The sequence below is a fragment of the Pedobacter cryophilus genome (genome assembly GCF_005116455.1).
Taxonomy (GTDB): domain Bacteria; phylum Bacteroidota; class Bacteroidia; order Sphingobacteriales; family Sphingobacteriaceae; genus Pseudopedobacter; species Pseudopedobacter cryophilum.
In genome coordinates, this window is sequence record NZ_SWBP01000001.1 from 322,437 (window position 1) to 349,337 (window position 26,901).

Here is a 26,901-nt window from a genome sequence, read left to right on the forward strand (position 1 = left end):
TTTAATTACTGAACGGAACTGAAATTTATCAGAAATTATAAATGAGAAACAATTAAATTAAAACAGGATCTCTCATTTGCTCTAAGGCCATCATGGCATCATCAATATTCCTTACGTCTTCAATCGCAATACGTAAAGTACTTTTTACTTCTTTCAAATTTACTTTTCTAGGGTTTTGTTGTGCATACTGTAAAATCCTACCAAAAGATTCGGTCTCAAAATATTTTGATTGCTTATCGCTGATAAAATAACCTCTTAATACTCCTTTTTTCCAGCTAATTTTTTCTAAGCCAATTTCCTTACCAATCCATTGCAGCTCCACGGTTCTTAATAAATCTCGCACTTGCCTTGGCATTGGCCCAAAACGATCATGCAATTCTCTACCGAAAGCTTCTAAATCATTTTGATTTTCAATTTTTGAAAGCTCAGTATATAAGTTATATCGTTCTTGAATGTTGGTGACATATTCATCCGGAATTAATAATTCCATATCGGTTTCTACCTGCGTAAAACTCACAAAAGCTCTAGGTTTATCATCAGGAAAAACACCTTTAAACTCGTCTTCTTTTAATTCCTGAATGGCTTCGTCCAAAATTTTATGGTACATATCAAAACCAATTTCGGCAATAAAACCACTTTGCTCGGCTCCTAAAAGATTCCCGCTTCCGCGGATGTCTAAATCTCGCATAGCCACGTTGAAACCGCTACCCAAATCAGAAAACTCCTCAATAGCACTTAATCTTTTTCTAGCCTCGGGAGTTAAAGTAGATAACGGCGGACTTAACAAATAGCAAAAAGCTTTTTTGTTAGAACGTCCTACCCTGCCTCGCATTTGGTGTAAATCACTCAAACCAAACATGTGGGCATGGTTAATTAACATGGTATTTGCATTGGGCACATCTAAACCTGCTTCTATAATGGTGGTGGCCACTAAAACATCGTATTTACCATCAATAAAAGCCAGCATAATATCTTCTAACTGGTCGCCTTCTAACTGCCCATGCGCAATAGCTATTTTTGCCTTTGGAACTAATTTCTGAATCAATCCACCTAATTGCCTTAAATCTGCTACTCGGTTATGAATAAAGAAAACCTGTCCATCTCTATCCAATTCAAATTCTACCGCTTCTTTAATCAATTTTTCATTAAAAACATGTAATTCTGTTAAAACGGGTTGCCTGTTTGGTGGCGGGGTTTGCATAATAGATAAATCTCTGGCGCCCATTAAAGAGAAGTGCAATGTTCTTGGTATTGGAGTAGCGGTAAGCGTAAGCGTATCTACATTGGCTCTAAATTGCTTTAATTTTTCTTTAACGGTTACCCCAAACTTTTGCTCTTCATCAATAATTAAAAGACCTAAATCTTTAAATTTTACATCCTTACTTACCAGTTTGTGCGTTCCTATAATGATATCTACTTTACCAGCTTTTAAGGCTTCTAAAGTGTCCTTAACTTGTTTTGATGATTTAAATCTGTTGATATAATCTATCCTTACGGGGAAATCAGCTAATCTTTCGTTAAAAGTTTTGTAATGCTGCATCGCCAAAATAGTGGTAGGCACTAAAATAGCCACCTGTTTGCCATCTGTTGCGGCTTTAAAGGCTGCCCTTATGGCAATTTCTGTTTTTCCGAAGCCTACATCACCACAAACCAACCTATCCATTGGGTGCGGAGATTCCATATCCTTTTTTACATCGGCTGTAGCTTTTTCCTGATCTGGCGTATCTTCATAAATAAAAGATGCTTCTAACTCATTTTGCAAATAGGTATCAGGCGAGAAAGCCATTCCCATTTGAGTTTTACGCAAAGCATAAAGTTTAATCAGGTCTCGGGCAATATCTTTAACTTTTTTTTTTGTGGTTTTCTTCAGTTTATCCCAAACATCTGTCCCTAATTTGTTCATTTTAGGCACATGGCCATCTTTACCGGTATATTTAGAAATGCGGTTTAAAGAGTTAATATTTACATAAAGCAAATCATTATCGGCGTAAACCAGCCTAATCATTTCTTGCACTTTATCATTTACCGTCACCTTTTCTAAACCAGCATATTTTCCAATTCCGTGGTCTATATGGGTTATGTAATCGCCTGGTTTTAGGTCTCTAAGTTCTTTTAAAGTGATGGCTTGGGAACGGGCATAACCTCGCTTCAATTTATATTTATAAAACCTATCAAATATTTGATGATCTGTATAACAAGCTATTTTTTGTTCGTGATCTATAAACCCTTCTCTGATAGAAATATTGATGGGCGCAAACTTCACTGTTTTATCTAAATCGTCAAAAATGGCAAATAAACGTTCTTGCTGTTTGGCGGAATCAGTAAGGATAAAATTATTGATTCTTTGAGCTTCGTTTTGTTTGATATTATGGATAAGCAAGGTAAAATCTTTATTAAAAGACGGCTGTGGCCTTGCATCAAAATTAATTACGGTGGTTGCATGGTAAAAAAACTGCTTTCCAAACTCTATCACCGGAAAATCATTCAGCTGATCTGAAATCATTTTCTCATCTGTAAAAGCAAATTTTGGATCAATCCAATCTGGGTTTTGTTGCTTTTGTTCGGCAGATAAAGCTTTCCATAATTCGGTAGACTTTTTATAACCTGCTTTAATCACATCGAGTGTAAACTCTACATCTTTAAACCATACAATGGCATCTTTATCCAAAAATTCTAATATAGAGATATTACTTTCTGTTAAAAATTTAGCCTGCACATTAGGTACAATCGTAATAGATTTTACTTGTTCTACCGAAAGCTGACTTTCAATCTCAAAAGTTCTGATGGTTTCAATATGATCTCCAAAAAACTCTATTCTGTACGGTAAATCATGCGAGAAAGAAAAAATATCTACAATGCCTCCACGAACAGAAAATTGACCAGGCTGATAAACAAAATCTGTACGATCAAAATCATAATCAATTAAAAACTCATTAATAAATTCGATACTGAGCTTATTGTTGATAGAAATTTCTAAGGTGTTTTTAATGAGCGAATTTCTATCAATTACTTTTTCTGCTAAAGCTTCGGGATAGGTTACAATTAGGTTTCCAAATTCAGTGGCATGATTAAGATCATTTAAAACCTCGGCTCGCATGAGTACATTTGCAGAGTCGGTTTGGGTAAAGTCGAAAGATTTTCTGTAAGATGATGGAAAAACCAACACCGTTTTATCCATTAAACTTTCTAAATCTGCCTGAAAGTAATTGGCTTCTTCCCTATCTGGCAGCACAAAAACCATATTGCTATGATTTAAACAATAAAGTGCCGCAGCAGCAAATGCATCTAAAGAACCTATTAAGCCTTTTAACTGAACTCTTGAATTTTTTGATTGAACAACTTTTGCCAAAGCAAGTACTCGCTCATCAGTTTTATATAAATCTAATATCTCTTTAATATTCATTTACGGTAATTGCTGCAAATATAACTATTGACAAAGTAAACCAACATAGAAGATAAATTTGCCAATAAAATTGATAAATCTTATATTTAATTAAAGATTTCTACAAATTTAAAAAAATATGAAAAACGCAGTCATATCGGGAATAATCATAGGCATAGTATCTGCCTTATGGATTATAATTATGCAAGCAGCTGGTTATAATCCGCAAAATTTAGAAGATTCTAAAAATAGCTGGTTAGAATACACCTCCATTTTAATTCCGTTTTTTGGTCTTTATTTTGGAATAAGAGGCTTAAAAAAACAACAAGGGAATAAACTTACTTTTTTTGAAGGACTGTTTGAAGGCTTTAAAATTTTAGCTGTAGGAGGCTTGTTGGCTGCTGCTTTTAGCTTTATATATGTAAGCTTATACGCCAAAGACCTTACAGTTGATTATATGGAGCGTATTTTTGGAGCATTAATTATTGGCTTATTATTCACTTTAGCCAATTCTTTGTTATTAATGAATAGCCCAAAAGATTTATAATGTTGTTGGGATATTTAAAAAAAGCACCCCTTGAACTCCTTTTTTTCACCTCAGCTTTAGTGTGTTTGTTTTTTTTAGACACCAATAAACCTCATTTTACTTTATGCCCATTGGCGGCTGCCGGATTTGATTTTTGCCCTGGTTGCGGTTTAGGTCGTTCTCTTCATCATTTAATGCATTTTGAGCTTCATCAATCTTGGAAAATCCATCCTTTAGGTTTTTTTGCATTGATTGTAATAACTCATAGAATTTATACTCTAACAATAAAACAAATCAAGCTTTTTAAACCGTTAAAACCATGAATATAAATTACTTATTTAATTTCTCTAACATCACTGTTGAAGAAATGATGTATCTGAAAGAACTTATTGCAAACTTAAATGAAGAAGAACAAAAAACTTTTGCCATGATTTATTCTGGAAAAAGAAGAGATCCTCAACATCTTCTTTTATTTGCTATTTTAGGTTTTTTTGGTGTTGCGGGTGTTCAACGTTTTGTAACCAACCAAATAGGAATGGGCATTTTGTATTTTTTAACGGCTGGTTTATGCTTTATAGGAACTATTATTGATTTAGTGAACTACAAAAGCTTGGCTAATGAGTACAATCATAAAATGGCAATAGAATCTAGAAGGTTTATGGAAATGATGAAAAAAAATTAATCATCAATCATTTTATTAATTTGATTGATGGTTGCATCTAAAGATTGAGCTTCTGATTCCAATAGATTTAGATACTCTTTCTTTTCGCCTTCATCCTTCAATAAAAAAATTAATCCTAAAATATTAGCTAAATGCTTTCTTAATTTATGTGAATTAAAATAAGCCAATTCCTTTAATTTTTTATTTTTCAGAAAAATGGTGTCGGTTCTTGTTGCTACCGTTTCCTCTAGGTTAGCATTGTGCTTTTTGATAATTAAATTAGCTTCGTGAAGTTTTGCATAAGCTTTATTTCTCTTTTTAAAGTTTGAAAAGGCAATAAATCCTAAACAAACAGACACAGTTATTCCCCCTAAAAGAATAATGAGTATTATTTTTTGTTTAGATAATTCATTTTCCTTTACAACGGCATCCATTCTTAACACATCATTCTCTAAATCTTTTTGTTCTGTAATAATGCTATTTAAATCGCTAATTATTTTACCAGATGTTTGGTAACCCAAAAGCGCATCTTTTAACGTATCCTTTTTACTCATATAATTAATGGTAGATTTATAATCCTTCATTAACAATGATAAATTACTTAAGCCTTCGTAAATTTTAATCAACTCAAATTGGGCGTTTGATTGATTTGCGATGACTAGAGCTTTGTCAAAAAACATTTTACTTTCATTAAATGAGCCTTTATCTTTCGCTAAAGTGGCTAAACCATAATAAGCAGTTATAACTTGGTCTGGTTCTGCTGGTTCAAATTTTAAAACCTTTTTAAAGGCTATTTCTGCCGAATCAACAATTCCAGCTCTCAAATAAATGTCTCCCAATTCTGTGTTAAAAAAACCCTCATCAAAAATCCCGATTACTCCCTCCGCTGTTTCTTTTGCATCGTATAAATGAGTTAAAGCTTTGCTGTGTATATTTTGAGCACTATATATTCTAGCCATTAGCATTAATGAAATTGACGTTGATTTCTTATTCTTATACTTTTGATTGAGGCTGTAAGCTTGTGCTATATATTTTTTAGCATTTTCAACATCTCCCATTTTCAACAAAACCTCGGCTATATTATTTAAATTTTTGGGAGTTTCGTCTTCAATTCCTGCCTTTTTATTTGCGTTAAGAGCCGCCAAATAATTTTGCAAAGCTTTATCTAACTTACCTATAGAAGAGTAGCTTAAACCTATAAAATTATAAGATTTTGCAATCCCTCTGGGATAGTTAATTCGCTTTGCAAGTTTTAAAGCTTCGGTAGAGTAATAAAGACTTCTAGTAAAATCTACATATTGGTATACAAAAGAGAGCTTCCCCATAATTTGTACCTTTACAGCATCGTTGGTTTCTGATTTTAATTCCTTTATACTTGCTTTAATACTAGAATCTTGAGAACTAAAACAAGCACAAGAAAAAAACATCAAAAAAACAAGCAAGATATATTTTAAAGTCATTCAGTTGTTTTTTGTAAAAAATTACCGTTATTTTTTTGAGAGGTTTTAATAAGAATTAGAATAAATTTATAAACAAATAGCATATAACAAACAATTATATAAATTAATAAAATGCGCCTAAAGGAATTAATTGATTGTTTAGAAGAATTTGCCCCTTTAAATTATCAAGAAAGTTATGATAATTCAGGTTTAATAATTGGAAATCAAGAAAATGAGATTCATAAAGCGCTCATTAGTTTAGACTGTACTGAAGAAATAGTTGATGAAGCCATTGCAAACCAATGCGACATTATTATTTCACACCATCCTATTGTTTTTAAAGGTTTAAAAAAGTTTAATGGAAATAATTATGTAGAAAGAGTAATTATTAAAGCCATAGAAAATAGAATCGCCATTTATGCTATTCATACCAATTTAGATAGCGTTTTAAATGGCGTAAACGGAAAAATTTGCGAGAAAATAGGCCTCAAAAACTGTAAAATTTTAGCTCCAAAAACTGGCCTACTCAAAAAATTAGTGTTTTTTGTTCCTCTTAAAAACGCAACAGAGGTTAGAAATGCAGTTTTTGAGGCTGGTGCAGGTAGTATAGGTAATTATAGTGAATGTAGCTTTAACACATCCGGGCAAGGTACTTTTAAAGCAAATAATGAAGCTAAACCTTTTGTAGGAGAGCTTAATAAATTGCATGAAGAAAATGAAATGCGGGTGGAAGTGATTTATCCGGCCCCTGCCGAAAAAAAAATTATGACTGCTTTATGGGAAAATCATCCTTATGAAGAAGTAGCTTATGATATTTATGCTTTAGAAAATACACATCAACAAGTGGGGTCTGGAATGATTGGCGAACTGGAAACAGAAATTTCTGGCTTAGATTTTCTTCATCAATTAAAAGAAAAAATGGGCTTATCTGTTATTAGACATACCAAAATACTAGATAAAAAAATAAAAATAATCGCCGTTTGTGGCGGTTCAGGTAGCTTTTTGTTACCCAAAGCTATTCAGGCTAAAGCCGATATTTTTATCACTGCAGATTTTAAATATCATGAGTTTTTTGATGCTGATGAAAAAATACTAATTGCCGACATTGGACATTTTGAAAGTGAGCAGTTTACACAAGAATTACTATTAGAAATAATTACAAAAAAATTTCCTAACTTTGCGGTCCGTTTAACAGGAAATAATACAAACCCAATAAAATATTTGTCTTAATGGAACAAACCGTAGAACAAAAGCTTGAAGCTTTATACGAGCTACAGACTATCCACACTAAAATTGATAAAATCCGTCAGACACGTGGGGAACTTCCAATGGAAGTAGCAGATTTAGAAGATGACGTTGCCGGATTAGAAACTCGTATCCAAAAAATCAAAACCGAATTAGATGATTTAGAAGATTCAATTGTGAATCGTAAAAACATCATCAAAGAATCTTTGGCTTTGGTTAAAAAATACGAAACACAGCAAAACAACGTAAAAAACAATCGTGAATTTGATGCAATTTCAAAAGAAATTGAAATTCAAGGTTTAGAAGTACAAGTTTGCGAGAAAAAAATCAAAGAATTTCAGTTTGAGATTAACAACAAAACTGAAGTTTACGATAAGGCACTTTCTGATTTAGAGGAAAGAAAAAGCGATCTTGAAATCAAAAGAACTGAATTAGCTAATATTACTTCTGAAACTGAAAAAGAAGAAGAAGTTTTAATTAAGGATTCAGAAAAAGCTGAAGAAAAAATTGATGCTCGTTTAAGAGTGGCTTACAACCGTTTAAGAGGAAACTTTAAAAATGGTTTAGCGGTAGTAACTATCGAGCGTGATTCTTGCTCAGGATGTTTCAACCAAATCCCACCTCAACGTCAGTCTGATATTCGCCAACGCAAAAAAGTGATTGTTTGCGAGCATTGTGGTAGAATTTTAGTTGATGAAACTATGGCTGAAGACATTAAAAACGTAGCAACTACAGTTTAATCATCTTATTTTTAGATATAAAAAAAGACCCAAACGTTGTTTGGGTCTTTTTTTATATGTGTTACTCCGGTATTACTCGCAATTCTCTTTTCTTCTGGTATCAGCTATCTGAATAATTTTCCAATTGTTGTTTTCCTCCTTAAAAAGCTGAAAAATATTTACGCCACAATGGCTTAGTTTATTGTTGACATAAAATTGATAAGGCGTCCATGCGGTGGCTAAATTACCATCAATCTTAATTTCAAAAGATAAAATCCTTTCTTCAATATTAACTGACAATGGAATGGAAGCAATTTGCTTTAAAAAATCTGACACATGATCATCCTTCAAAACAGATTTTCCATTTTTATCAAATGAAGCACTTTGCAACCTTGCTGATTGATGCATCACCGACTTTATTTTTACAGAATCTTTACTAGCCATGCTACTAAATAAAGCCTCAATGCTTTGCTTTACTTTTAATTCTTCAGGAGTCTGAGCCATTGCAAAAAAGCTGAAAAACACAATTAAACCTATTAATATAGTTTTCATCATGAGTTTAAAACTGATAAACCATTGCATTGATGTTCATTCCAGCACCAACAGAAGCAAGTAATGCCACATCTCCTTTTTCTAAATGCTGACCATCCATTTCATTTTTTAAGATAATATCTAACAAAGTAGGAACTGTTGCTACCGATGAATTTCCCAATTTGGCAATGGTCATAGGCATAATAGCTGCTGGAGGAGTATCAACCCCGTATAATTTAAAAAACCTTTTTAAAATGGCTTCATCCATCTTTCCATTGGCTTGATGAACCAATACTTTGGTGATTTTATCTAAAGAAACACCAGCTTTTTCAACTGCTGCTTTCATTACTAAAGGAACATTAATTAAAGCATACTCATACACTTTACGTCCATCCATTTTTAGATAAAGATCGTCTTCTGCTTCATAATCTTCTTTATAAGAACCTTCCATACGTAAAAACCAAGCTTCGTTTTGAGTATGTGTTTGAGATTTATGACTTAAAATTCCAGCCTCTCCTTCAACAGAAGCTGATAAAATAGTAGCTCCAGCTCCGTCAGAATAAATCATACTATCCCTATCATGCGGATCGGTAATTCTTGATAAAGCTTCGGAGCCAATTATCAAAACCTTTTTAGCATCTCCAGATCTGATGAAATAATCAGCCTGAATCATTCCTTGTAACCATCCTGGGCAACCAAAAGGCAAATCATAAGCCACACAATCTGGATTTTGGATATTCAATTTGTGCTTTACTCTGCTGGCCAAAGTAGGAACCATATCTGTTCTATTTCCGCCAAAATTAATATCACCAAAATTATGTGCTACTATAATATAATCTAATTCTTCTGGATTTTCTCCAGAACTATCTAAAGCATCTTTTGCAGCAAAGTAAGCTAAATCAGATGTGTTTTCATCTGCTTCGGCATATCTTCTCTCCTCAATTTCTGTAATAGCCTGAAACTTATTTATAACGTCGGTATTGTTTCTTAAAACTAATGAACCATCTTTCTCAAAAAAGGTGTGACTTAAAAAATCTTCATTCTTAATCACTTTTTTTGGAACATATTTCCCTGTTCCGCTTATCACTGACTTTATCTTATGAACCATAAACACACTATATAGACTAAAAACTTAATTGGTATAAAGTTAAAGTTAGGAATTAATATTAATTCGGCAACTGCTCTTCATAAATATTAAAATTTTAAACGGAGAAAATTAATAAAAGATTTGTTGGGAATAAAATTACGGTCGAGAATCCTTAGATTTTAGGAAAAAAAATATTAGGGTCAGCTAATTTTTCTCAAAATTATTGACAAATCACATCAATTTAAATAAGGGTATTTATTTGGGACTATCGTCTAATAAAAAAACATATAACTCTTTAGGACCATGGGCTCCTAAAACTAAAGTTTTTTCAATATCAGCAGTTCTGCTTGGCCCCGTAATGGTAGAAAGCATGGATGGCAATTGATTACCATATCTCTCCTTAATAATTTTAAAAGCATCTTTTAAATCCATTACCAATTGGGAAGTATAGGCCACTACAATATGTTGATGAGGATAAATGCTTAATCGTCTGCCGGCCGCATTGGCGTTACTTACCAATACTGATCCATTTCTGGCAATTAATGCTTCACATAACGTTAAACCTACTTCTGCAAGCTCAAAATCCTTATCTGTAGCGTAAAAAGGATATTCATATTGATTTAACAATTCTTGCAAAGCTGGCTCCCAGCAATAGATTTTTCGCCATTTTTTCTGTTCTGCTAATAAAAGAATATTTTCTATAAACTGTATTTCGTCTTCACAAAAAACAAATTGACCACTTACTTTGCTAAGTTCTTCTGCAAAAACTACTTCCAAAATTTCTGAGTTTGGAGGATAAAGAGGAAGTTCTTCTAGATTTGGATAGGGATTCTCTCTTTTTTCTAGTAAAGCTTTTCTGATTTTTTTAAGCAATTTTTCTTTAGAGGTGGTACTATCCTTCATTCATGCTAAGTTAAAGCGATTTTTTCTTTTATACTTTAAATAAAAAGCCCCTCGGATGGTTAATCCGAGAGGCGCTTTAAATAATTTACTTTATTTCTGCCGTATCACTATTCAATGGTTCGGTAGAATCTCCAACCGGTTCGGTATGGATGTTTTCTGCAATAATGCTTTGGTCTCCACCTTCAATTCCATTCACAAATTCATCATAAGTGGTACGGTTATCAAATGGTCTTTTACCTAATATTTCTTCCAAATCACTTTGAAAAAGAATTTCCTTCTCTAAAAGTTTAACCGCCAAAGCTTCTAACCCTTCTTGCTTATCTTTTAATAAAGCCTTAGTTTTTTGATAAACGCCATCAATTAAGGTTCTAACTTCGCTATCAATTAACTCAGCTGTTTTATCTGAATATGGCTTATTAAAGTTGTATTCTCCTCCTTGATCATTAAAAGAAACGTTACCAACTTTTTCACTCATCCCGTAAACGGTAACCATTGCATAAGCTAGTTTGGTGATTCTTTCTAAATCGTTTTGCGCACCAGTAGATATCTTACCAAAGGTAATGTCTTCTGCAACCCTACCACCCATGGTCATACACATCCCATCAGAAAGTTGCTCTGTAGTGTACAAAAATTGTTCTTTAGGTAAATATTGCGCATAACCCAATGCTGCTACCCCACGAGGAACAATAGACACTTTAACCAATGGATCTGCATGTTCTAAAAACCAACCTGCAATTGCATGTCCGGCTTCATGATAAGCAACTATCTTTTTCTCTTCTGGAGAGATAATTTTGTTTTTCTTCTCTAAACCACCAATTACACGGTCAACAGCATCTTGAAAATCTTGCATATCAACTGCTTCTTTGTTTTTACGAGCCGCAATTAAAGCTGCTTCATTACAAACATTGGCAATTTCTGCCCCAGCAAAACCTGGAGTTTGTGCAGATAATTTTTTAGGATCTACGCCTTCAGCTAATTTTAGTGGTTGTAAGTGAACTTTAAAAATTTGCTCTCTACCTACTAAATCTGGTTTGTCAATAGAAATTTGTCTATCAAAACGACCTGGTCTTAACAATGCAGAGTCTAATACATCTGGCCTGTTGGTTGCTGCCATAATGATAATCCCTGAATCAGTTCCAAAACCATCCATCTCAACTAAAAGTTGATTTAAAGTATTTTCGCGTTCATCATTTCCACCTACCATACTATTTTTTCCACGAGCTCTGCCTATGGCATCAATCTCATCAATAAAAATAATACAAGGTGCTTTTTCTTTGGCTTGTTTAAATAAATCTCTTACTCTTGAAGCTCCAACGCCAACAAACATCTCTACAAAATCAGATCCTGATAAAGAAAAGAATGGTACTTGAGCTTCACCAGCAACAGCTTTTGCCATTAAGGTTTTACCTGTTCCGGGCGAACCTACTAAAAGAGCTCCTTTAGGTATTTTACCTCCTAAATTGGTATACTTCTTAGGGTTTTTAAGGAAATCTACAATTTCCATTACCTCTTGTTTGGCTTCTTCTAGGCCTGCAACATCACTAAAAGTAATATTTACCTGAGATTCTTTATCAAACAAAGTTGCTTTAGATTTACCAATATTAAAGATTTGACCACCAGCACCTCCGCCAGCTCCTCCGCCCATCTTTCTCATGATAAATATCCAAATCAGTGCAAATAATACTACTGGAAAAATGATTGTCCAAAAGATATTAGACAAAGGATTACTTCTAGATTCGTAGCTTAAAGGTACTTTTAAGTTTTCGGGAGTCTCTTTTTGTGAGTTATTTAATCTTGCTTGTAAGGATTCAAAAGAGCCATCGGTAAAGTAATATTGAGGGTTGCTTCCGCTTACCGAAAAATTATTTTTACCTTGAGAATCTTTATATTTCTCGGCATTTAATTTTTCCTTTTTGATGTAAACTTCTGCAATTACCAGCTCCTCTTGCTTATAAGCCACAACTTTCTCTACATCTCCCGACTTAAGCATTTCGTTTTCAAACTTTTGATAAGTAATTAAACGAGCACTGCTGCCGCTCATAAAAAATTGTATGGCTAAAATACTAACAATGATGATTCCATAAAGCCACATAATATTAAACTTTGGTGGCTTAGGAATAATTTTTTTCCCAGGAACTTTCTTGATTAATTTCTTTTTATCTAAACTTTCTTTCATTTCTTTAATTTGGAAACGCCCTTATGCGCTTTGATAATGTTTCATTTCTGCGTCGCCCCATAAATCTTCAATACCGTAATATTCTCTCTTATCGGTTTTAAAAATATGAACAACTGCGTCGCCATAGTCTAATATGATCCATTCGGCATTTTGAAACCCCTCTTTTCTAATTGGGTCTTCTTTTAGCGCTTTAAATACCTCTTCTTCTACGCTATCGGCAATAGCTTTTACCTGCGTAGTTGAGTCTGCATTACAAACAATAAAATAATCGGCAACAGAACTGTGAATGTTTCTTAGATCTAATCTCACGATATCATTTCCCTTCTTTTCCTGTATTCCGTGAACGATAGCTTCGGATATATTGGTAGATTGGATAGCAATTTTACTTTTTACCATCAAAAAAAATTAGTTTTGAGCAATTAAATTAATATGATTAAACATTGCAAAATAACACAAATTTAGCGCTATTTGTTGGACATAGTTTAGTAAAATTACATGAAATTGATTCTACTAATACTTATCTTAAAAACTTACTTTCAAATTCTAAGCCATTAATAGAGGGAACTGTTATTATGGCAGACCATCAATATGCTGGCAGAGGGCAAAACCAGAATGTTTGGGAAAGCGAAGCTGGTAAAAATTTAACCATTAGTATTTACCTAAAACCTAGTTTTTTAGCTGTAAATGAACAATTTGATTTAAACAAAGCTGTTTCTCTTGGAATAATAGATTGTTTAAACAACGTTTTAGGGGAAAATTGCCACATAAAATGGCCTAATGATATTTATTTTCATGACAAAAAAATTGGTGGAATATTGATCGAAAATGTCACTAAAGGCTATAATTTAAAAGAAAGTGTTATTGGAATTGGAATAAACGTAAACCAAATAAATTTTCCAAATCAACTAGGTAGGGTAAGTTCCATTTCAAAGGTCTTACATAAAGATTATAAACTTGAAAAATTATTAGCGCAAATTTGTAAAAATATTGAAAGCAGGTATTTGCAATTAAAAGCAGGAAAAAAAGAACTTTTAGCTCACGACTATAAAAACAATTTATTCAGACTAAATGAACAGCATTATTTTGAAATTGAAAATGATGTTGTTTTAGGAACAATTAAAGGTGTAACAACAACAGGTAAGTTATTATTACAAGTTGGTAAAGAACTTAAAGAATTAGATTTAAAAGAAGTGAAATTCATTTTCGATTAGCCATTCAAAACTATTAAAATCATAAATTAATGAAAAAATTTATTGCCATTACGGTATTTATTTTGGCCAGTTTATCTGGATTTACTCAAATTTTAAAGCCAGTAAAATGGTCGTTCAGCTCAGAAACTATCAATGAAAAAGAAGCTTTTATTCTTTTAACTGCCAACATAGATCAAGGTTGGCATGTTTATTCTCAATTTATAGAAGAAGGAGGCCCAATACCCACAGCTTTTATTTTTAATAAAAGTGCAGATTACAAACTCCTAGGTAAAACTTCAGAAACACCTAAAGCCACATCAGCATTTGATAACAACTTTGGAATGCAAATTTCTTGGCATGAGCGCAAAGTAGTTTTCAAACAAAAAATAAGCTTGAACAAGCCAGAAGTTAAAGTAAATGGCACTTTAGAGTTTATGGTTTGTAACGATAAACAATGTTTACCGCCTGAAGAATTAGAGTTTTCATTAGTGGTAAAAGCAGGGAAATCAGCAATAATTGCCACTACTCCTGTTGCGACAACTGTACCCATTGAAAACATTTCGGATAGTACTACATTAATTGACACCAGTAATAAGATAGTCTCTACAACTATTAAACCTACAAAAATCGAGATTAATGATGCTACCAATCAAACATCCAACCCATCACTCTGGGCCATTTTTTTAGCCGGATTTATTGGTGGCCTATTAGCATTGATTATGCCTTGCATTTTTCCAATGTTGCCTTTAACGGTAAGTTATTTTACCAAAAAAGCCGGAAGCAGACGTAAAGCCATTTCACATGCCGGTATTTATGGATTATCCATCATTGTGATTTACGTAGCCTTAGGAATGATTATTACCTTAATTTTTGGTTCTGACGCTTTAAATGAATTAGCCAGCAACGGCATTTTCAATTTTCTGTTTTTTGTTTTGTTGGTTGTTTTTGCTATTTCATTTTTTGGAGCCTTTGAAATTAACCTTCCTAGTTCATGGATCAATAAAATAGACGCACAATCTGATAAAGGCGGATTGGTAGGATTATTTTTTATGGCTTTTGCATTAGCATTAGTTTCATTTTCTTGTACCGGACCAATTATTGGAACATTATTGGTTCAAGCTGCCGCAATGGGAGAATTAATGGGCCCAGCAATAGGAATGTTAGGCTTCTCTTTAGCTTTAGCCATTCCTTTTACACTATTTGCCAGCTTTCCTTCTTTACTTAAATCTTTACCAAAATCTGGCGGATGGTTAAATAGTGTGAAAGTTACTTTAGGTTTTATAGAATTGGCTTTAGCCTTTAAATTCTTATCAAACGTAGATTTAGCTTACCATTGGGAATTTTTAGACCGAGAAATATTTTTAGTGCTATGGATTGTGATTTTTGCCATGATGGGTTTCTATTTATTAGGAAAACTAAAGTTCTCTCACGATAGTGATTTACCTTTTATTACCATTCCAAGGCTTTTTTTAGCCATTATTACTTTGGCTTTTACCATTTACATGATTCCCGGCTTATGGGGCGCTCCACTAAAAGCAATTAGTGCTTGGCTGCCTCCACAAACCACACAAGATTTTGATTTATATACGAATACTTTATCTTCGCCAGAAGTTAAGCAAGATACTGTTAAGAAAAAATACGGAGGCTTATTTAAAGCGCCACACAATTTAAATGCGTTCTTTGATTACGAGCAAGGTTTAGCTTATGCAAAACAACAAAACAAACCAGTATTAATAGATTTTACTGGTCATAGTTGTGTGAATTGCAGAAAAATGGAAGCTGCCGTTTGGAGCGAACCAGAGGTTTTAGAGCGATTAAAAAAAGATTACGTTCTAATATCGCTTTATGTTGATGATAAAACAGATTTACCAGAAAATGAAAAATATATTTCTAAATTTTCTGGCAAAAAAATCAAAACTATTGGCAATAAATGGAGCGATTTTCAAGCTTCAACATTTCAAACCAACTCGCAACCTTATTACGTGATTGTGAATAGCGAAGGAAATGTATTAGTTGAACCACAAGCTTTTAATCTCGACATTAAAAATTATGTGAATTTTCTTGATAGTGGTTTAGCAGCTTATCAAAATAAAAAATAACAATGAGTGAAATTAAAAAAATAGGTGTTTTTACTTCGGGCGGAGATGCCCCAGGAATGAATGCTGCCATAAGAGCAGTGGTTAGAACTGCTTTATATTATAATGTAGAAGTAGTTGGTATTGGACGTGGATATGAAGGGATGATTAACGGCGAATTCTACCCAATGAACCGACGATCTGTAGCCAACATTATACAAAGAGGAGGAACTATATTAAAAACTGCCAGAAGCAAAGCTTTTATGACCCCTGAAGGTAGAAAAGAAGCTTATAATCAACTTACAAATCAAGGTATTGATGCTTTAGTGGCTATTGGTGGAGACGGAACTTTTACTGGTGCAAAAATTTTTGGTGAAGAATACAACATTCCAATTTTAGGCTTAGCAGGTACTATTGATAACGATTTGTACGGAACCGATTTTACCATTGGATATGATACCGCTATTAACACCGTAACTGATGCTGTGGATAAAATTAGAGATACTGCCGAATCTCATGATCGTGTTTTTATAGTTGAGGTAATGGGTAGAGATTCGGGTTTAATTGCTTTAAGAAGTGGAATTAGCATTGGTGCTGAGTCTATCATGATTCCTGAAACTAAAACTGATATTGAAGCTTTGCTCAACCGCTTAGAAATGAGCAGAAAAGATAAATCTTCAAGAATCATTATCGTTGCCGAAGGTGAAGAAGATTCTGGTGGAGCCTTTCATGTTGCTGATGTGATTAAAAATCGTTTTCCAACTTTTGACACCCGAGTTTCTATTCTTGGCCATATACAAAGAGGCGGAAAACCAACCGCAATGGATAGAGTTTTAGCTTGCAGAGTCGGTGTTGCTGCAGTTGAAGAACTTTTAAAAGGAAGAAAAGCCGAAATGGTGGGTTTAGTACATGGAAAAATAGCTTTCACGCCTTTTGATCATGCCATTAAACATCACGTAGAAATTAACCAAAATCTACTTAGAATAGTAGAAATTTTATCGTTGTAAAATTATGAGCCATCAACAAATTAAATCCCATTTTGAAGAAGCAGAAAACGTGTTGGTTAATTTTTTAGCCAATGAGCAAAACTTCATTAACATAGAAAAAGCTGGGATTTTTATGGTTGATGCCATCAAAAACAATAAAAAAATCATCTCTTGCGGCAACGGAGGTTCCATGTGTGATGCCATGCATTTTGCCGAAGAACTCTCTGGCCGCTACCGCGATGACAGAAAAGCTTTACCCGCCATTGCCATTGCAGATGCTTCACACATTACCTGCGTAGGCAACGATTACGGCTTTGATCATATTTTCTCTCGTTTTGTGGAAGGTTTAGGCAACCAAGGCGATGTTCTTTTGGCCATTAGTACCAGCGGAAACTCTGCAAATGTGCTCAATGCCATTAAAGCCGCAAAAGATAAAGGGATAAAAGTAATTGGCTTAACCGGTAAAGACGGTGGTAAAATGGCTTCTTTATGTGATGTTGAAATTAGAGCGCCATTCTCTAAATACTCCGACCGGGTGCAAGAAATTCACATCAAAGTCATTCATTCTTTGATAGATTATATAGAGCAAAATCACTAAGTTTTATTTTTTTAGAAAAGCAAATGCTATGGTTTTTTAAGGACCGACAGTCTGGTTTTCCGCTGTATTTTTTGCCCAAAAACACAAAGCCAACCAGCAAAAAGATGCCGCTGCACCCCAGTTTATTTTACTTAATGCAGTGCAATAACCAAAATAAACCGGATTGAAGTGGAAATCCCTGCCTGTCCGGCAAGGCAGGCTTTTTGTTTTTCACAAAAAGATTGCAACAAAAAGCCGGACTAGCCTTTCTTAAAAAGCAGTACAGCGCCTTTTCAAAAATTATTTTTTCTTTTTCAGCCTTAAATCGTAAAAATCAGTTCTTCTGTCTTTTAAGTTTTTAACGCTTCCAAACTCATGAAGTTCTTTCAATAAATCTAGGTTAACATCTGCAATCAAGATATTTTCTGTATTCGGAGTAGTTTCGGCAACTATGGCGTTAGAAGGAAAAGCAAAATCTGATGGCGAAAAAATGGCGGATTGTGCGTACTGCAAATCCATATTATTAACCTTTGGCAAATTACCCACAGAACCTGTAATGGCTACATAGCATTCGTTTTCTACGGCTCGGGCCATGGCGCAAAGTCTTACTCGGTTATAAGCATTTTGGGTATCTGTCCAAAACGGAACAAAAAGAATATCCATTTTTTCTAAGGCAAGTAAACGGCCTAGTTCAGGAAACTCTACATCGTAACAAATTAAAATTCCAATTCTACCGGCATCGGTATCAAAAACCCGAAGATCGTTTCCTCCCCTCATCCCCCAAGAACTAATTTCTGAAGGTGTTGGATGCACTTTAATGTAGCGGTCAAAACTTCCATCTCGGCGACACAAATAAGACACGTTAAACAATTGATCATCTTCTAACAAAGGCATACTGCCAGAAATGATATTTACGTTGTATGAAACCGCAAGTTCACAAAATTTATTACGGATAGATTCTGTGTAGTTTGCTAATTCTCTAATGGCTTTTGCCTCGCCCAAATGGTTATAATCTGCCATTAAAGGCGCATTAAAAAACTCGGGAAAAACCACAAAATCTGAAGAATAATCGCTTACCGCATCAACAAAATACTCGGCACTTTCCATTAAAGCTTTCACGTTTGGAAACAAGCGCATTTGCCATTGTACCAAACCTATTCTTACCGTAGATTTCTTTAATAGGTTATCTTTTTTCTCATCTATATAGTAAATATTATTCCACTCTAAAAGCGTGGCAAATTCTTTAGATTGCTGATCTTCTGGTAAATAGTTTTTGAGAATTTTCTTTACGTGAAAATCATTAGAGATTTGAAAAGTTAAGGTGGGATCGTAAATTTCCTTCATTTTCACCTTATCAATATATTGACGAGGGGTGAGTGTATCATGAAATTTTTCATAATTAGGAATTCGGCCCCCCAAAATAATTGATTTCAGGTTTAGGTTTTCGCAAAGCAATTTACGGGCATCGTATAATCTTCTGGCTAATCTTAATCCTCTATAATCTTGATGAACAAAAACTTCTATCCCATATAAAACATCTCCTTCATTATCATGTGTGCTAAAGGTATAATTCCCTGTGGCTTGTGCGTAAGTATGGGTTTCTCCTAATTTGGCATAATCAACAATAATGCTTAAAGCGGTAGCTATCACTTTTCCATTTACTTTTATACAAAGCTGGCCTTCTGGAAATATTTCAATCAAACGTTCAATAGATTTTTCTCTCCAATAGCTTTCTCCCATTTCTTCATATGCAGAAATCATGGCCGATTTTAATTCTAGATAATCAGCTTGCTTTAAGGTTAGCAATTCAACTGTTTCTATTTGTATTGGTTTCATTTTCATAATATTTTATATAAACGAAAAACCCGAAAAGGACATTTTCGGGTTTTCAATATCTCTTAGTTTAATAATTACTTTAAAATTAATTTCCTTGTGGCTCTTTTGTCTCCACTAATAATTCGCATTAAATACATGCCTCTGTTTAAAGAGGTGAGATCGGTTTCTTGTTCACCGTTAAGATTATTATTTTCAAAAACCTTTCTACCAGAGGTATCATAAAACTCTAAATTGTAACGTTCAGAAAAATTAGTGTGTAAACTAGTTACTACTGGGTTTGGATAAAAACTAAATGTTTTGAAACGGGCATCCTCTCTAATTGCTGTTGTAAAATAATTGATAGGATCTGAAAATGTACTGCAACCAGTAGCCGTATTTTTTGCTTCTACCCTATATACACCACTTTGCGTTGGATTATAGGTTTGTGAAATGGCCCCAATAATTAATGTGTTAGAAACGTACCATTGATAACTTGTAGAAGTAGTGGAAGTTAAAGTTGTTGCAGTTTGTGAAATAACAGGTTTGGCAGGAGATGCCGAAACAGCAACTGTTTTTGAAACCACAGGACCAGCACAAGGCCCGTTAGTTTGATTAATAGGCGTAACTTGTATGGTTACATTTGCGCTGGCAAAAACAATACTATATTCTGTATCTGAAACTCGGGTGAAATCTTGTGCTCCGGTAATTACCCAATTGTAAGTGGTGGCATTGCTTACACCAGAAATGGTATAAGTAGCTACTCTATCTGTACAACCTGTTGCGCCTCCATTAATAACTCCTCCTGCCGGAATAACACAAGTTTGCGCTATAGAATAGATAGGGAGTAAAAATGTTAAAACAAAAAGAAAAGGTAGTAATTTCTTCATATAATTAAATTTGCCTAAAGTTAGCTAAAATATTATTTAACTGATTAATTAATTGAAATATTCATTTATTGTAACCAATCTGCAATAAGTACAATTAAATACTTCATTTAGTTATGGTCTTATACCCCTTTTATAGGAAATAGATTCATAAATGTTTAATTTTGCATCATGAAAATGCCAATTATAGCTTACGGAGATCCGGTTCTTAAGAAAGTTGCTGAAGACATTACTAAAGAATATGATCAACTTACCACCCTTATTGAAAACATGTTTGAAACCATGTATGCAGCTAATGGCGTAGGTTTAGCGGCTCCACAAATAGGGCTTCCCATTAGACTTTTTGTAATTGATGCAACACCTTTTTTTGAAGACGAAACTAAATCTACTGGCTTAAAAAAAGTTTTTATAAATGCTACAATCTCAGAAGAAAAAGGAGAAAAATGGATATTTAATGAAGGCTGTTTAAGTATTCCTGATGTGAGGGAAGATGTAAGCCGTCATCCAGATATTTTCATATCTTATTATGATGAGAACTGGAATTTTCATGAGGAAAGTTTTACTGGTTTAATAGCCAGAGTAATTCAGCATGAATATGATCATATAGAAGGAAAACTGTTTACTGATAGAATTAATCCTTTAAGAAAAACAATGCTTAGAGGGAAGCTTGATGCGATTACCAAAGGATTAATAAAGGTTGATTATAAAATGAGGTTTCCGTTCTTAAAAAAGAGAAGGTAATTAATCCTTATTTCTATTTTTATCTCCATCCATAATCTGCTTAATTAAAGCACCCCAAGCAAATGGGTTTAATAATGGATTAGTTTGAACCATATTTTTGTTAGATAAACCTATATGGTTATTGTTAAAACTAGACCCTGAAAACTCTCGACCATCTCTGGGTAAACTAGCAGATAATTCGGTTAAACTAGTTTTAGATAAGTTTTTTCTAGCAATTTCTAAATCATCATCAGCAAATTTCATCGTCAAGAATTCTTTTTTGAATTCATCAGTGCTAGCCCAGGGAAAAACCCTAACCGTAGGCAACTGAATATTATCAGATTTCATCTTAATAATAACAGTAAATTTTTTCTCCTTTAAATTAGTTGGAATAATTACTTCTACTCTTTTATATCCTATGGAACTAAAAATAATGCTATCCCCTTCTTTGGCTACAAAAGAGAAATAACCTTTAAAGTTAGCAGAGTAACTTTTTTTCTCGCTAATGTTTCTTAAAGTTACGTAAGGAACTACGGTATTGCTATCCAAATCATAAATAACACCCGAAAACTGGACCAAAGGCTTACTTTGCTGTGCAAAAGCCCCACATCCAACAAACATTAGTATTATGATTATTAATTTTTTCAATGTTCTAATTTTAAAATTTAAATTTATAACAAACCTTTTAATTATAAAGTTAAATATTGTTAAAGAAAAAAGCCTTCATCAGTATTAACGATGAGGCTTTTTTAATGTTTTACTTTTAATAAAATTACTTCATATTTTGTGGTAAAACCGCATGCGGATCATCTATTGCGGTGATATTAATTGCCTCTACCCCAATTATTTCTGGTACTGCTTTTAACACCGCTTGTTCTATCCCGGCTTTTAAAGTCATGATACTCATTGGGCAAGATTCGCAAGAACCTAATAATCTAATTTTTAAAATTTTATCTTCTGTAATTTCTACAATTGAAACATTACCCGCATCGGCTTCTAGATAAGGCCTAATGGTATTTAATGCCTCTTCTACCTTTTGTAATAAGCTTTCTTGAGTATTCATTTAATTTAATTTTGGTAAAATATTTTTTTTTGTAGCCTCAAATTAGCTGTTTGAAGCAGTTTTAGCTTTGTCGTTTTGTATAGCTACTTGTTGCGCTACTTTTTGTGCAAGTTGTAAAAAAGCTTGAGCCATTGGGTTGTCTTTTTCCAGAATTACAGGCTTGCCCGCATCTCCTGCTTCACTAATACTTTGCACCAAAGGAATCTCGCCTAAAAATGGAGCATTATAGCTTGAAGCCAGTTCTTGACCTCCATTTTTACCAAAAATATAGTATTTATTTTCTGGGAGTTCGGCAGGTGTGAAATATGACATGTTCTCTACAATGCCCAATAGAGGCACATTTATAGCATTCATCATAAACATTCCTATCCCTTTTCTAGCATCAGCCAAAGCTACTTGTTGCGGAGTGGTTACTATTACCGCTCCGGCAATTGGGAAACTTTGTGTAACCGTAATATGAATATCTCCTGTTCCTGGTGGCAGATCAACTACTAAGTAATCTAACTCGCCCCAATCAGCATCATTAAATAACTGCTTAACTGCTGTGGATATCATAGGACCTCTCCATGGCACTGGTTGATTAGGATCTGTAAAAAAACCAATAGATAATAATTTGATTCCGTATTTTTCAATAGGTTCTATAGTAGTTTTTCCGTTTATTTCTGATGCTTTTGGCCTTGCGCTTTCCAAACCAAACATAATAGGTACTGAAGGCCCATAAATATCAGCATCAATTAATCCAACTTTTGCGCCATTTAAACTTAATCCTATGGCTAGGTTAGCCGCTACCGTAGATTTCCCTACTCCACCTTTGCCAGAAGCTACTACAATAATATTTTTAATATTACTAGAAAACTGCTGTTGAGGTGTGGTTACTCTACTAGTCATTTTTATGCTAATCTCTGCATCTTTACTTACAAAATGCTTTACCGCATTACTGCAAGCGTTTTCTAACATCTCTTTCATTGGGCAAGCTGGCGTAGTTAAAACAACTGTAAAACTCACTTTGTTTCCGTCAATAACTACGTCTTCTATCATGTTGAGCGTTACCAAATCCTTTTTCAGATCAGGATCCTCTACATTTTTTAAAGCACTAAATATATTTTCTCTGGTAATAAGCATCATTAATTAAATTATCTTCGAAATTACAAAAACTCGCCCGATTACTTTTTGTTTCGGCTTGGTTTTTAAGATAACTTTGAAAATTATTTAAATGCACCAAAATACAGCAGCCCAACGTTTTTTCTTCTTATGAAAAATATATTTAAAAATTTCTCTTTCAGGAAATATAAAAAAACTTTGCTCATTGTGTTTGCAAGCGTCTTTTTATTGTTTTTTGTGGGTGGGGTAATTGCTTATTCTAAAAGAGAAGCATTGCTTAAAACTGTGATTGAAAAAAGCATTGCCAAAGCAAAATCCAAGTATAATTTGAATGTAAAAATAGGTTCTTATCGTTTTAGCGGCTTAAGTACAGTACATTTTGAAAATATTACCGTAGTGCCAAACCAAAGAGACAGCTTAGCGAATATTAAAAATTTAACTATAGGAGTTAAATTATTCCCTCTAATATTTGGAAAGGTAAAAATATCAGAATTAGGTATTGAAAACTCACTTATTTCACTCACTAAAAAGGACAGCATTAGTAATTACGATTTTATTTTCAAAAAAGACAAAAAAGATTCTACTAAGAAATCTGCTATTGATCTTTCAGATTTAGCTAATAAACTGATTAACCAAACATTAGATAAAATTCCTGAAGAAATGAATATTAAACAATTCATGATCAGGTTTGATGAGGACACTACTCATGTTAGTTTATTAACAGAAACTGCAACTATTAATAACGGAGAAGTAAATTCTACTTTAAAGGTGAACGGTAATGAAGCTATTTGGCATGTTGCAGGTACGGCTGATCCCTCCAATCAGCAATTAGATTTAAAATTCTATGGCGATCGTAAAAAAGTTGAATTCCCTTATTTGGAAAATAAATACGCTTTAAAACTGAATTTTGATACTGTTAGAACCATTATGACTAGTGCAAAAAAGGTTGGAGACGAATTTGAGATTGAAGGAAGTTGGTCGGTGAAAAATCTTTTAATTAATCATATGCGAATAGCTGCAAATGATGTGATTATTAAAGATGGTTCTATTGATGCAAAAATATTAGTAGGCAGCAATTATGTTGGTTTAGACAGTACATCGGTGATTTATTTAGGTAAGGCGCAAATAAATCCTTTTATCAAATACACCATTAAACCTCACAAAATTTATGAAATGCAGCTTCATGCTTTTGACCAAGAAGCACAAGACATTTTTGATGCTTTTCCTGTCGGATTATTTGAATCTTTAGAAGGTATAAAAGTGAATGGAAGATTAAGGTACGATCTTAACTTTTATTTGGATAGTAGTAACCCCGACAAGGTTATTTTTAATTCGGCTTTAACAGGAAGTGATGATTTTAAAATCACCCAATTTGGCAAAACCAATTTTCAGAAAATAAATAGTGCATTTATTTATACTCCTTTTGAAAAAGGGAAGCCTGTACGTCCAATTTTAATAGGTCCAGAAAATCCAAATTACACTCCAATAGATCAAATTTCTCCTAACATTAGAAATGCGCTACTTACGTCTGAAGATCCTTCGTTTTACACACACAACGGTTTTGTAGAAGAATCTATCAGGCAATCTATAGCTACAAATTTTAAAGCAAAATCTTTCAAAAGAGGCGGAAGTACCATTTCTATGCAATTGGTAAAAAATGTTTATCTCAACAGACAAAAAAACTTGGCTCGTAAAATTGAAGAAATATTAATTGTATGGCTCATAGAAAATCAAAAATTAACCCCAAAATCCAGACTGTATGAAGTGTATTTAAACATTATAGAATGGGGAAGAAATGTTTACGGAATTGGAGAAGCGGCTAGATATTATTTTAGTAAAACTCCAGCTGAGCTTACCATAGGAGAAGCTATTTATTTAGCTCATATTGTTCCTAAACCAAAATCATCTTTATATGCGTGGCAGTCTGACGGATCTTTAAAGCCATACCTATCAGGATATTACAGATTAATTGGGGGATTAATGGCCCGAAGAGGTTATACCACCAATGATAGTAGTAATTATGGTTACTACGGCGTGAGGCTAAAGGAAAGTTTGAGGCAACAAATTGCTCCATCAGATTTTATTCCTGATAGTTTAAGTGAAGAAGAAGATAATAACTTCTTTAATCTCAATATTTTTAACCCCTCAAAAAAAGATTCGCTATCAAAAAAAGAACCTTTCTCAAATAAATCAATTGTTTCGCCAGAAAACAAAAAAGATACCACCAACAAAACGCCTAAGGAACTTAGGCTAGAAAAAAGACAAAAAAGGAAAGAAAATATCATTAATTAATTTCAATATACCTGTCTCCATTTTTTTTGTGAGCTGCTTTGTTTGCTATAACAATGGAAATAACTTTTTTTTAGGACAGGCAGGTAGCTAATGGCTTATTCTTTCTCTATTTTTAACAAAAAATTATCCAAATCCCCCTAAAAAGTCCTTTTAACTTCATCATTTATAAGTCATAACAAATTAAAAAAAACATTTGCATGTTTAAACACATATATTTGCATAAAATAAATTTGAAATGGAAAATACACAAACAGAAAATATTATTAGCTCTTTAGATTGGAGATACGCCACCAAATCATTTGATGCTACTAAAAAATTAAACAATCAACAGTTAGACTTATTACTAAGTGCTGTTCAATTAAGTCCTAGTTCTTACGGTTTACAACCCTACCAAATCATTGTAGTAAGCAATCAAGAAATTAAGGAGCAATTGAAAGCCGCCGCTTATGGACAAGCACAATTAGCTGATGCCTCTCATGTTTTTGTTTTTGCAAGAACCAAGAATTTCGGCACTCAACATGTTGATGAATATGCGGATAACATTGCAAAAACAAGAGGAACTTCTATTGATGCTATTAAAGGATTTGTTGATGTGATGAAAGGTACTGTAGATAGCCGTAGTCAAGAAGAATTAGCAAATTGGAATGCTCGCCAGGCATATATTTCTTTAGGAATTTTATTACAAACTGCTTCACTTACAGCGATTGATGCTTGCCCTATGGAAGGATTTGACAGCTCTAAATTTGATGAAATATTAGGTCTTGATGAAAAAAACCTGACTGCCGTAGTAATAGCTCCAGTTGGTTTTAGATCAGAAGATGATGCTTACCAACATTTTCAGAAAGTAAGAAAATCAAAAGAAGATCTTTTCATACATATCTAAAAAATACAATTTCATAAAAAAAGCTTCCTGAAATTTCAGGAAGCTTTTTTTGTGCCTTAAAGTTTAGAAAACTTATTCAGCAGCTGGAGTTTCTTCAGACGCATCGTCAGCAGCTACTTCAGCTTCTGCCGTTACTTCTTCTTCTACTTCTGCAACTGGTTCTTCTTCAACAACTGGAGCATTTTTAGCCGCTACAGCAGCTGCTACAGCTTCTTTCTTTTTAGTTTCAGCTTCTAAAGCGACTTTCTTCTCAGATTCTTTCTTAGAAAGTAAACCGTCTTTTTTAGTTTGAATTTTTCCTTCTTTACCTTCTAACCAAGTAGCAAATTTAGCATCTGCTTGTTCTTGAGTTAAAGCGCCTTTAGTAATACCACCGTTTAAGTGATTTTTGTAAAGTACACCTTTGTAAGAAAGGATAGCTTTTGCCGTATCTGTTGGAGTAGCACCTGTACTTACCCATTCTACAGCTTTTTCGAAGTTTAATTCGATAGTAGCTGGGTTAGTGTTTGGATTGTAAGAACCTAATCTTTCAATAAATTTACCATCTCTTGGAGCTCTTCCGTCTGCTACCACGATGTAATAAAAAGGTTTACCCTTTTTACCATGTCTTTGTAATCTAATTTTAGTTGCCATTTTTTAAATACAT

The 26,901-nt window shown here is 33.6% G+C and carries 25 protein-coding genes; 12 read left to right on the plus strand and 13 right to left on the minus strand.

Features of this window, described 5'->3' with window-relative positions; translation table 11 throughout:
• Positions 1-52 precede the first annotated feature (52 nt).
• Entirely contained in the window at positions 53-3,403 is a 3,351-nt protein-coding gene (mfd, locus tag FA046_RS01340; RefSeq protein ID WP_136824564.1) for a transcription-repair coupling factor, read from the minus strand.
• Positions 3,404-3,521: 118 nt separating this feature from the next.
• On the opposite strand from mfd, the gene FA046_RS01345 reads away from it, so the two are divergent.
• Genes FA046_RS01345 through FA046_RS01355 form a run of 3 tightly spaced genes read left to right on the plus strand, consistent with a single transcriptional unit; the run spans position 3,522 to position 4,590 of the window.
• Positions 3,522-3,929, plus strand: coding sequence for a DUF4199 family protein (locus FA046_RS01345; RefSeq protein ID WP_136824565.1), 408 nt, complete (start codon positions 3,522-3,524; stop codon positions 3,927-3,929).
• Positions 3,929-4,231, plus strand: coding sequence for a DUF2752 domain-containing protein (locus FA046_RS01350; RefSeq protein ID WP_136824566.1), 303 nt, complete (start codon positions 3,929-3,931; stop codon positions 4,229-4,231). The genes FA046_RS01345 and FA046_RS01350 overlap by 1 nt, the downstream gene beginning before the upstream one ends.
• Positions 4,228-4,590, plus strand: coding sequence for a TM2 domain-containing protein (locus FA046_RS01355; protein ID WP_136824567.1), 363 nt, complete (start codon positions 4,228-4,230; stop codon positions 4,588-4,590). The genes FA046_RS01350 and FA046_RS01355 overlap by 4 nt, the downstream gene beginning before the upstream one ends.
• On the opposite strand, the gene FA046_RS01360 is transcribed toward FA046_RS01355, so the two are convergent.
• Positions 4,587-6,029, minus strand: coding sequence for a tetratricopeptide repeat protein (locus FA046_RS01360; protein WP_136824568.1), 1,443 nt, complete (start codon positions 6,027-6,029; stop codon positions 4,587-4,589). The genes FA046_RS01355 and FA046_RS01360 overlap by 4 nt on opposite strands.
• Positions 6,030-6,140: 111 nt before the next feature.
• Between FA046_RS01360 and FA046_RS01365 the strand changes: the two genes are divergently transcribed.
• A complete protein-coding gene (locus FA046_RS01365) occupies positions 6,141-7,238 on the plus strand; it encodes a Nif3-like dinuclear metal center hexameric protein (protein ID WP_136824569.1) in 1,098 nt (365 codons plus the stop codon).
• Positions 7,238-7,993, plus strand: a complete 756-nt coding sequence (locus FA046_RS01370; protein WP_136824570.1) for a zinc ribbon domain-containing protein — start codon at positions 7,238-7,240, stop codon at positions 7,991-7,993. The genes FA046_RS01365 and FA046_RS01370 overlap by 1 nt, the downstream gene beginning before the upstream one ends.
• Positions 7,994-8,065: 72 nt before the next feature.
• Here FA046_RS01370 and FA046_RS01375 read toward each other — a convergent pair whose 3' ends face one another.
• The 5 genes from FA046_RS01375 to rsfS form a co-directional block, all read right to left on the minus strand.
• Positions 8,066-8,527: a nuclear transport factor 2 family protein gene (locus tag FA046_RS01375; RefSeq protein WP_136824571.1), complete on the minus strand. Its 462-nt coding sequence runs from the start codon at positions 8,525-8,527 to the stop codon at positions 8,066-8,068.
• A gap of 4 nt (positions 8,528-8,531) precedes the next feature.
• Positions 8,532-9,611 carry a 3-oxoacyl-ACP synthase III family protein gene (locus tag FA046_RS01380; RefSeq protein ID WP_136824572.1) on the minus strand — a complete coding sequence of 360 codons (1,080 nt, stop codon included), beginning with the start codon at positions 9,609-9,611 and terminating at the stop codon, positions 8,532-8,534.
• 234 nt (positions 9,612-9,845) lie between these two features.
• Positions 9,846-10,493: a LutC/YkgG family protein gene (locus FA046_RS01385; RefSeq protein WP_136824573.1), complete on the minus strand. Its 648-nt coding sequence runs from the start codon at positions 10,491-10,493 to the stop codon at positions 9,846-9,848.
• 85 nt (positions 10,494-10,578) lie between these two features.
• On the minus strand, positions 10,579-12,669 hold the full coding sequence (ftsH, locus tag FA046_RS01390; protein WP_136824574.1) for an ATP-dependent zinc metalloprotease FtsH: 2,091 nt from the start codon (positions 12,667-12,669) through the stop codon (positions 10,579-10,581).
• Positions 12,670-12,690: 21 nt separating this feature from the next.
• Positions 12,691-13,065, minus strand: coding sequence for a ribosome silencing factor (gene rsfS, locus FA046_RS01395; RefSeq protein ID WP_136824575.1), 375 nt, complete (start codon positions 13,063-13,065; stop codon positions 12,691-12,693).
• A 44-nt stretch (positions 13,066-13,109) separates the two neighbouring features.
• Between rsfS and FA046_RS01400 the strand changes: the two genes are divergently transcribed.
• Genes FA046_RS01400 through lpcA form a run of 4 tightly spaced genes read left to right on the plus strand, consistent with a single transcriptional unit; the run spans position 13,110 to position 17,518 of the window.
• Positions 13,110-13,880 (plus strand): biotin--[acetyl-CoA-carboxylase] ligase, encoded by a 771-nt coding sequence (locus FA046_RS01400; RefSeq protein ID WP_136824576.1) that lies wholly within the window; start codon positions 13,110-13,112, stop codon positions 13,878-13,880.
• Positions 13,881-13,909: 29 nt separating this feature from the next.
• Positions 13,910-15,958 carry a protein-disulfide reductase DsbD family protein gene (locus FA046_RS01405; RefSeq protein ID WP_136824577.1) on the plus strand — a complete coding sequence of 683 codons (2,049 nt, stop codon included), beginning with the start codon at positions 13,910-13,912 and terminating at the stop codon, positions 15,956-15,958.
• A gap of 2 nt (positions 15,959-15,960) precedes the next feature.
• Positions 15,961-16,941, plus strand: coding sequence for a 6-phosphofructokinase (pfkA, locus tag FA046_RS01410; RefSeq protein WP_136824578.1), 981 nt, complete (start codon positions 15,961-15,963; stop codon positions 16,939-16,941).
• A 4-nt stretch (positions 16,942-16,945) separates the two neighbouring features.
• Complete coding sequence (lpcA, locus tag FA046_RS01415) at positions 16,946-17,518, plus strand: D-sedoheptulose 7-phosphate isomerase (RefSeq protein ID WP_136824579.1); 573 nt, start codon at positions 16,946-16,948, stop codon at positions 17,516-17,518.
• Positions 17,519-17,797: 279 nt separating this feature from the next.
• Here the strand turns inward: lpcA and FA046_RS01420 are convergent, their stop codons facing one another.
• Complete coding sequence (locus tag FA046_RS01420; RefSeq protein ID WP_136824580.1) at positions 17,798-19,339, minus strand: carbon-nitrogen hydrolase family protein; 1,542 nt, start codon at positions 19,337-19,339, stop codon at positions 17,798-17,800.
• 68 nt (positions 19,340-19,407) lie between these two features.
• Positions 19,408-20,199 (minus strand): T9SS type A sorting domain-containing protein, encoded by a 792-nt coding sequence (locus tag FA046_RS01425; RefSeq protein ID WP_136824581.1) that lies wholly within the window; start codon positions 20,197-20,199, stop codon positions 19,408-19,410.
• Positions 20,200-20,367: 168 nt separating this feature from the next.
• Here FA046_RS01425 and def point away from each other — a divergent pair, with 168 nt between their 5' ends.
• The gene (def, locus tag FA046_RS01430) at positions 20,368-20,937 is read left to right on the plus strand and encodes a peptide deformylase (protein WP_136824582.1); all 570 of its coding nucleotides are present in this window, start codon (positions 20,368-20,370) and stop codon (positions 20,935-20,937) included.
• Here the strand turns inward: def and FA046_RS01435 are convergent, their stop codons facing one another.
• From FA046_RS01435 to FA046_RS01445, 3 genes are all read right to left on the minus strand, one after another.
• Positions 20,938-21,564: a carboxypeptidase-like regulatory domain-containing protein gene (locus FA046_RS01435; RefSeq protein ID WP_136824583.1), complete on the minus strand. Its 627-nt coding sequence runs from the start codon at positions 21,562-21,564 to the stop codon at positions 20,938-20,940.
• 124 nt (positions 21,565-21,688) lie between these two features.
• Complete coding sequence (locus FA046_RS01440; RefSeq protein ID WP_136824584.1) at positions 21,689-21,979, minus strand: NifU family protein; 291 nt, start codon at positions 21,977-21,979, stop codon at positions 21,689-21,691.
• A 42-nt stretch (positions 21,980-22,021) separates the two neighbouring features.
• Positions 22,022-23,101 carry an Mrp/NBP35 family ATP-binding protein gene (locus FA046_RS01445; protein ID WP_136825296.1) on the minus strand — a complete coding sequence of 360 codons (1,080 nt, stop codon included), beginning with the start codon at positions 23,099-23,101 and terminating at the stop codon, positions 22,022-22,024.
• A 129-nt stretch (positions 23,102-23,230) separates the two neighbouring features.
• Between FA046_RS01445 and FA046_RS01450 the strand changes: the two genes are divergently transcribed.
• Both FA046_RS01450 and FA046_RS01455 read left to right on the plus strand, forming a co-directional pair.
• Positions 23,231-25,372 carry a transglycosylase domain-containing protein gene (locus FA046_RS01450; protein WP_136824585.1) on the plus strand — a complete coding sequence of 714 codons (2,142 nt, stop codon included), beginning with the start codon at positions 23,231-23,233 and terminating at the stop codon, positions 25,370-25,372.
• A 235-nt stretch (positions 25,373-25,607) separates the two neighbouring features.
• Positions 25,608-26,255, plus strand: a complete 648-nt coding sequence (locus FA046_RS01455; protein ID WP_136824586.1) for an NAD(P)H-dependent oxidoreductase — start codon at positions 25,608-25,610, stop codon at positions 26,253-26,255.
• 72 nt (positions 26,256-26,327) lie between these two features.
• On the opposite strand, the gene FA046_RS01460 is transcribed toward FA046_RS01455, so the two are convergent.
• A complete protein-coding gene (locus FA046_RS01460) occupies positions 26,328-26,888 on the minus strand; it encodes a 30S ribosomal protein S16 (RefSeq protein WP_136824587.1) in 561 nt (186 codons plus the stop codon).
• Positions 26,889-26,901: the final 13 nt, after the last annotated feature.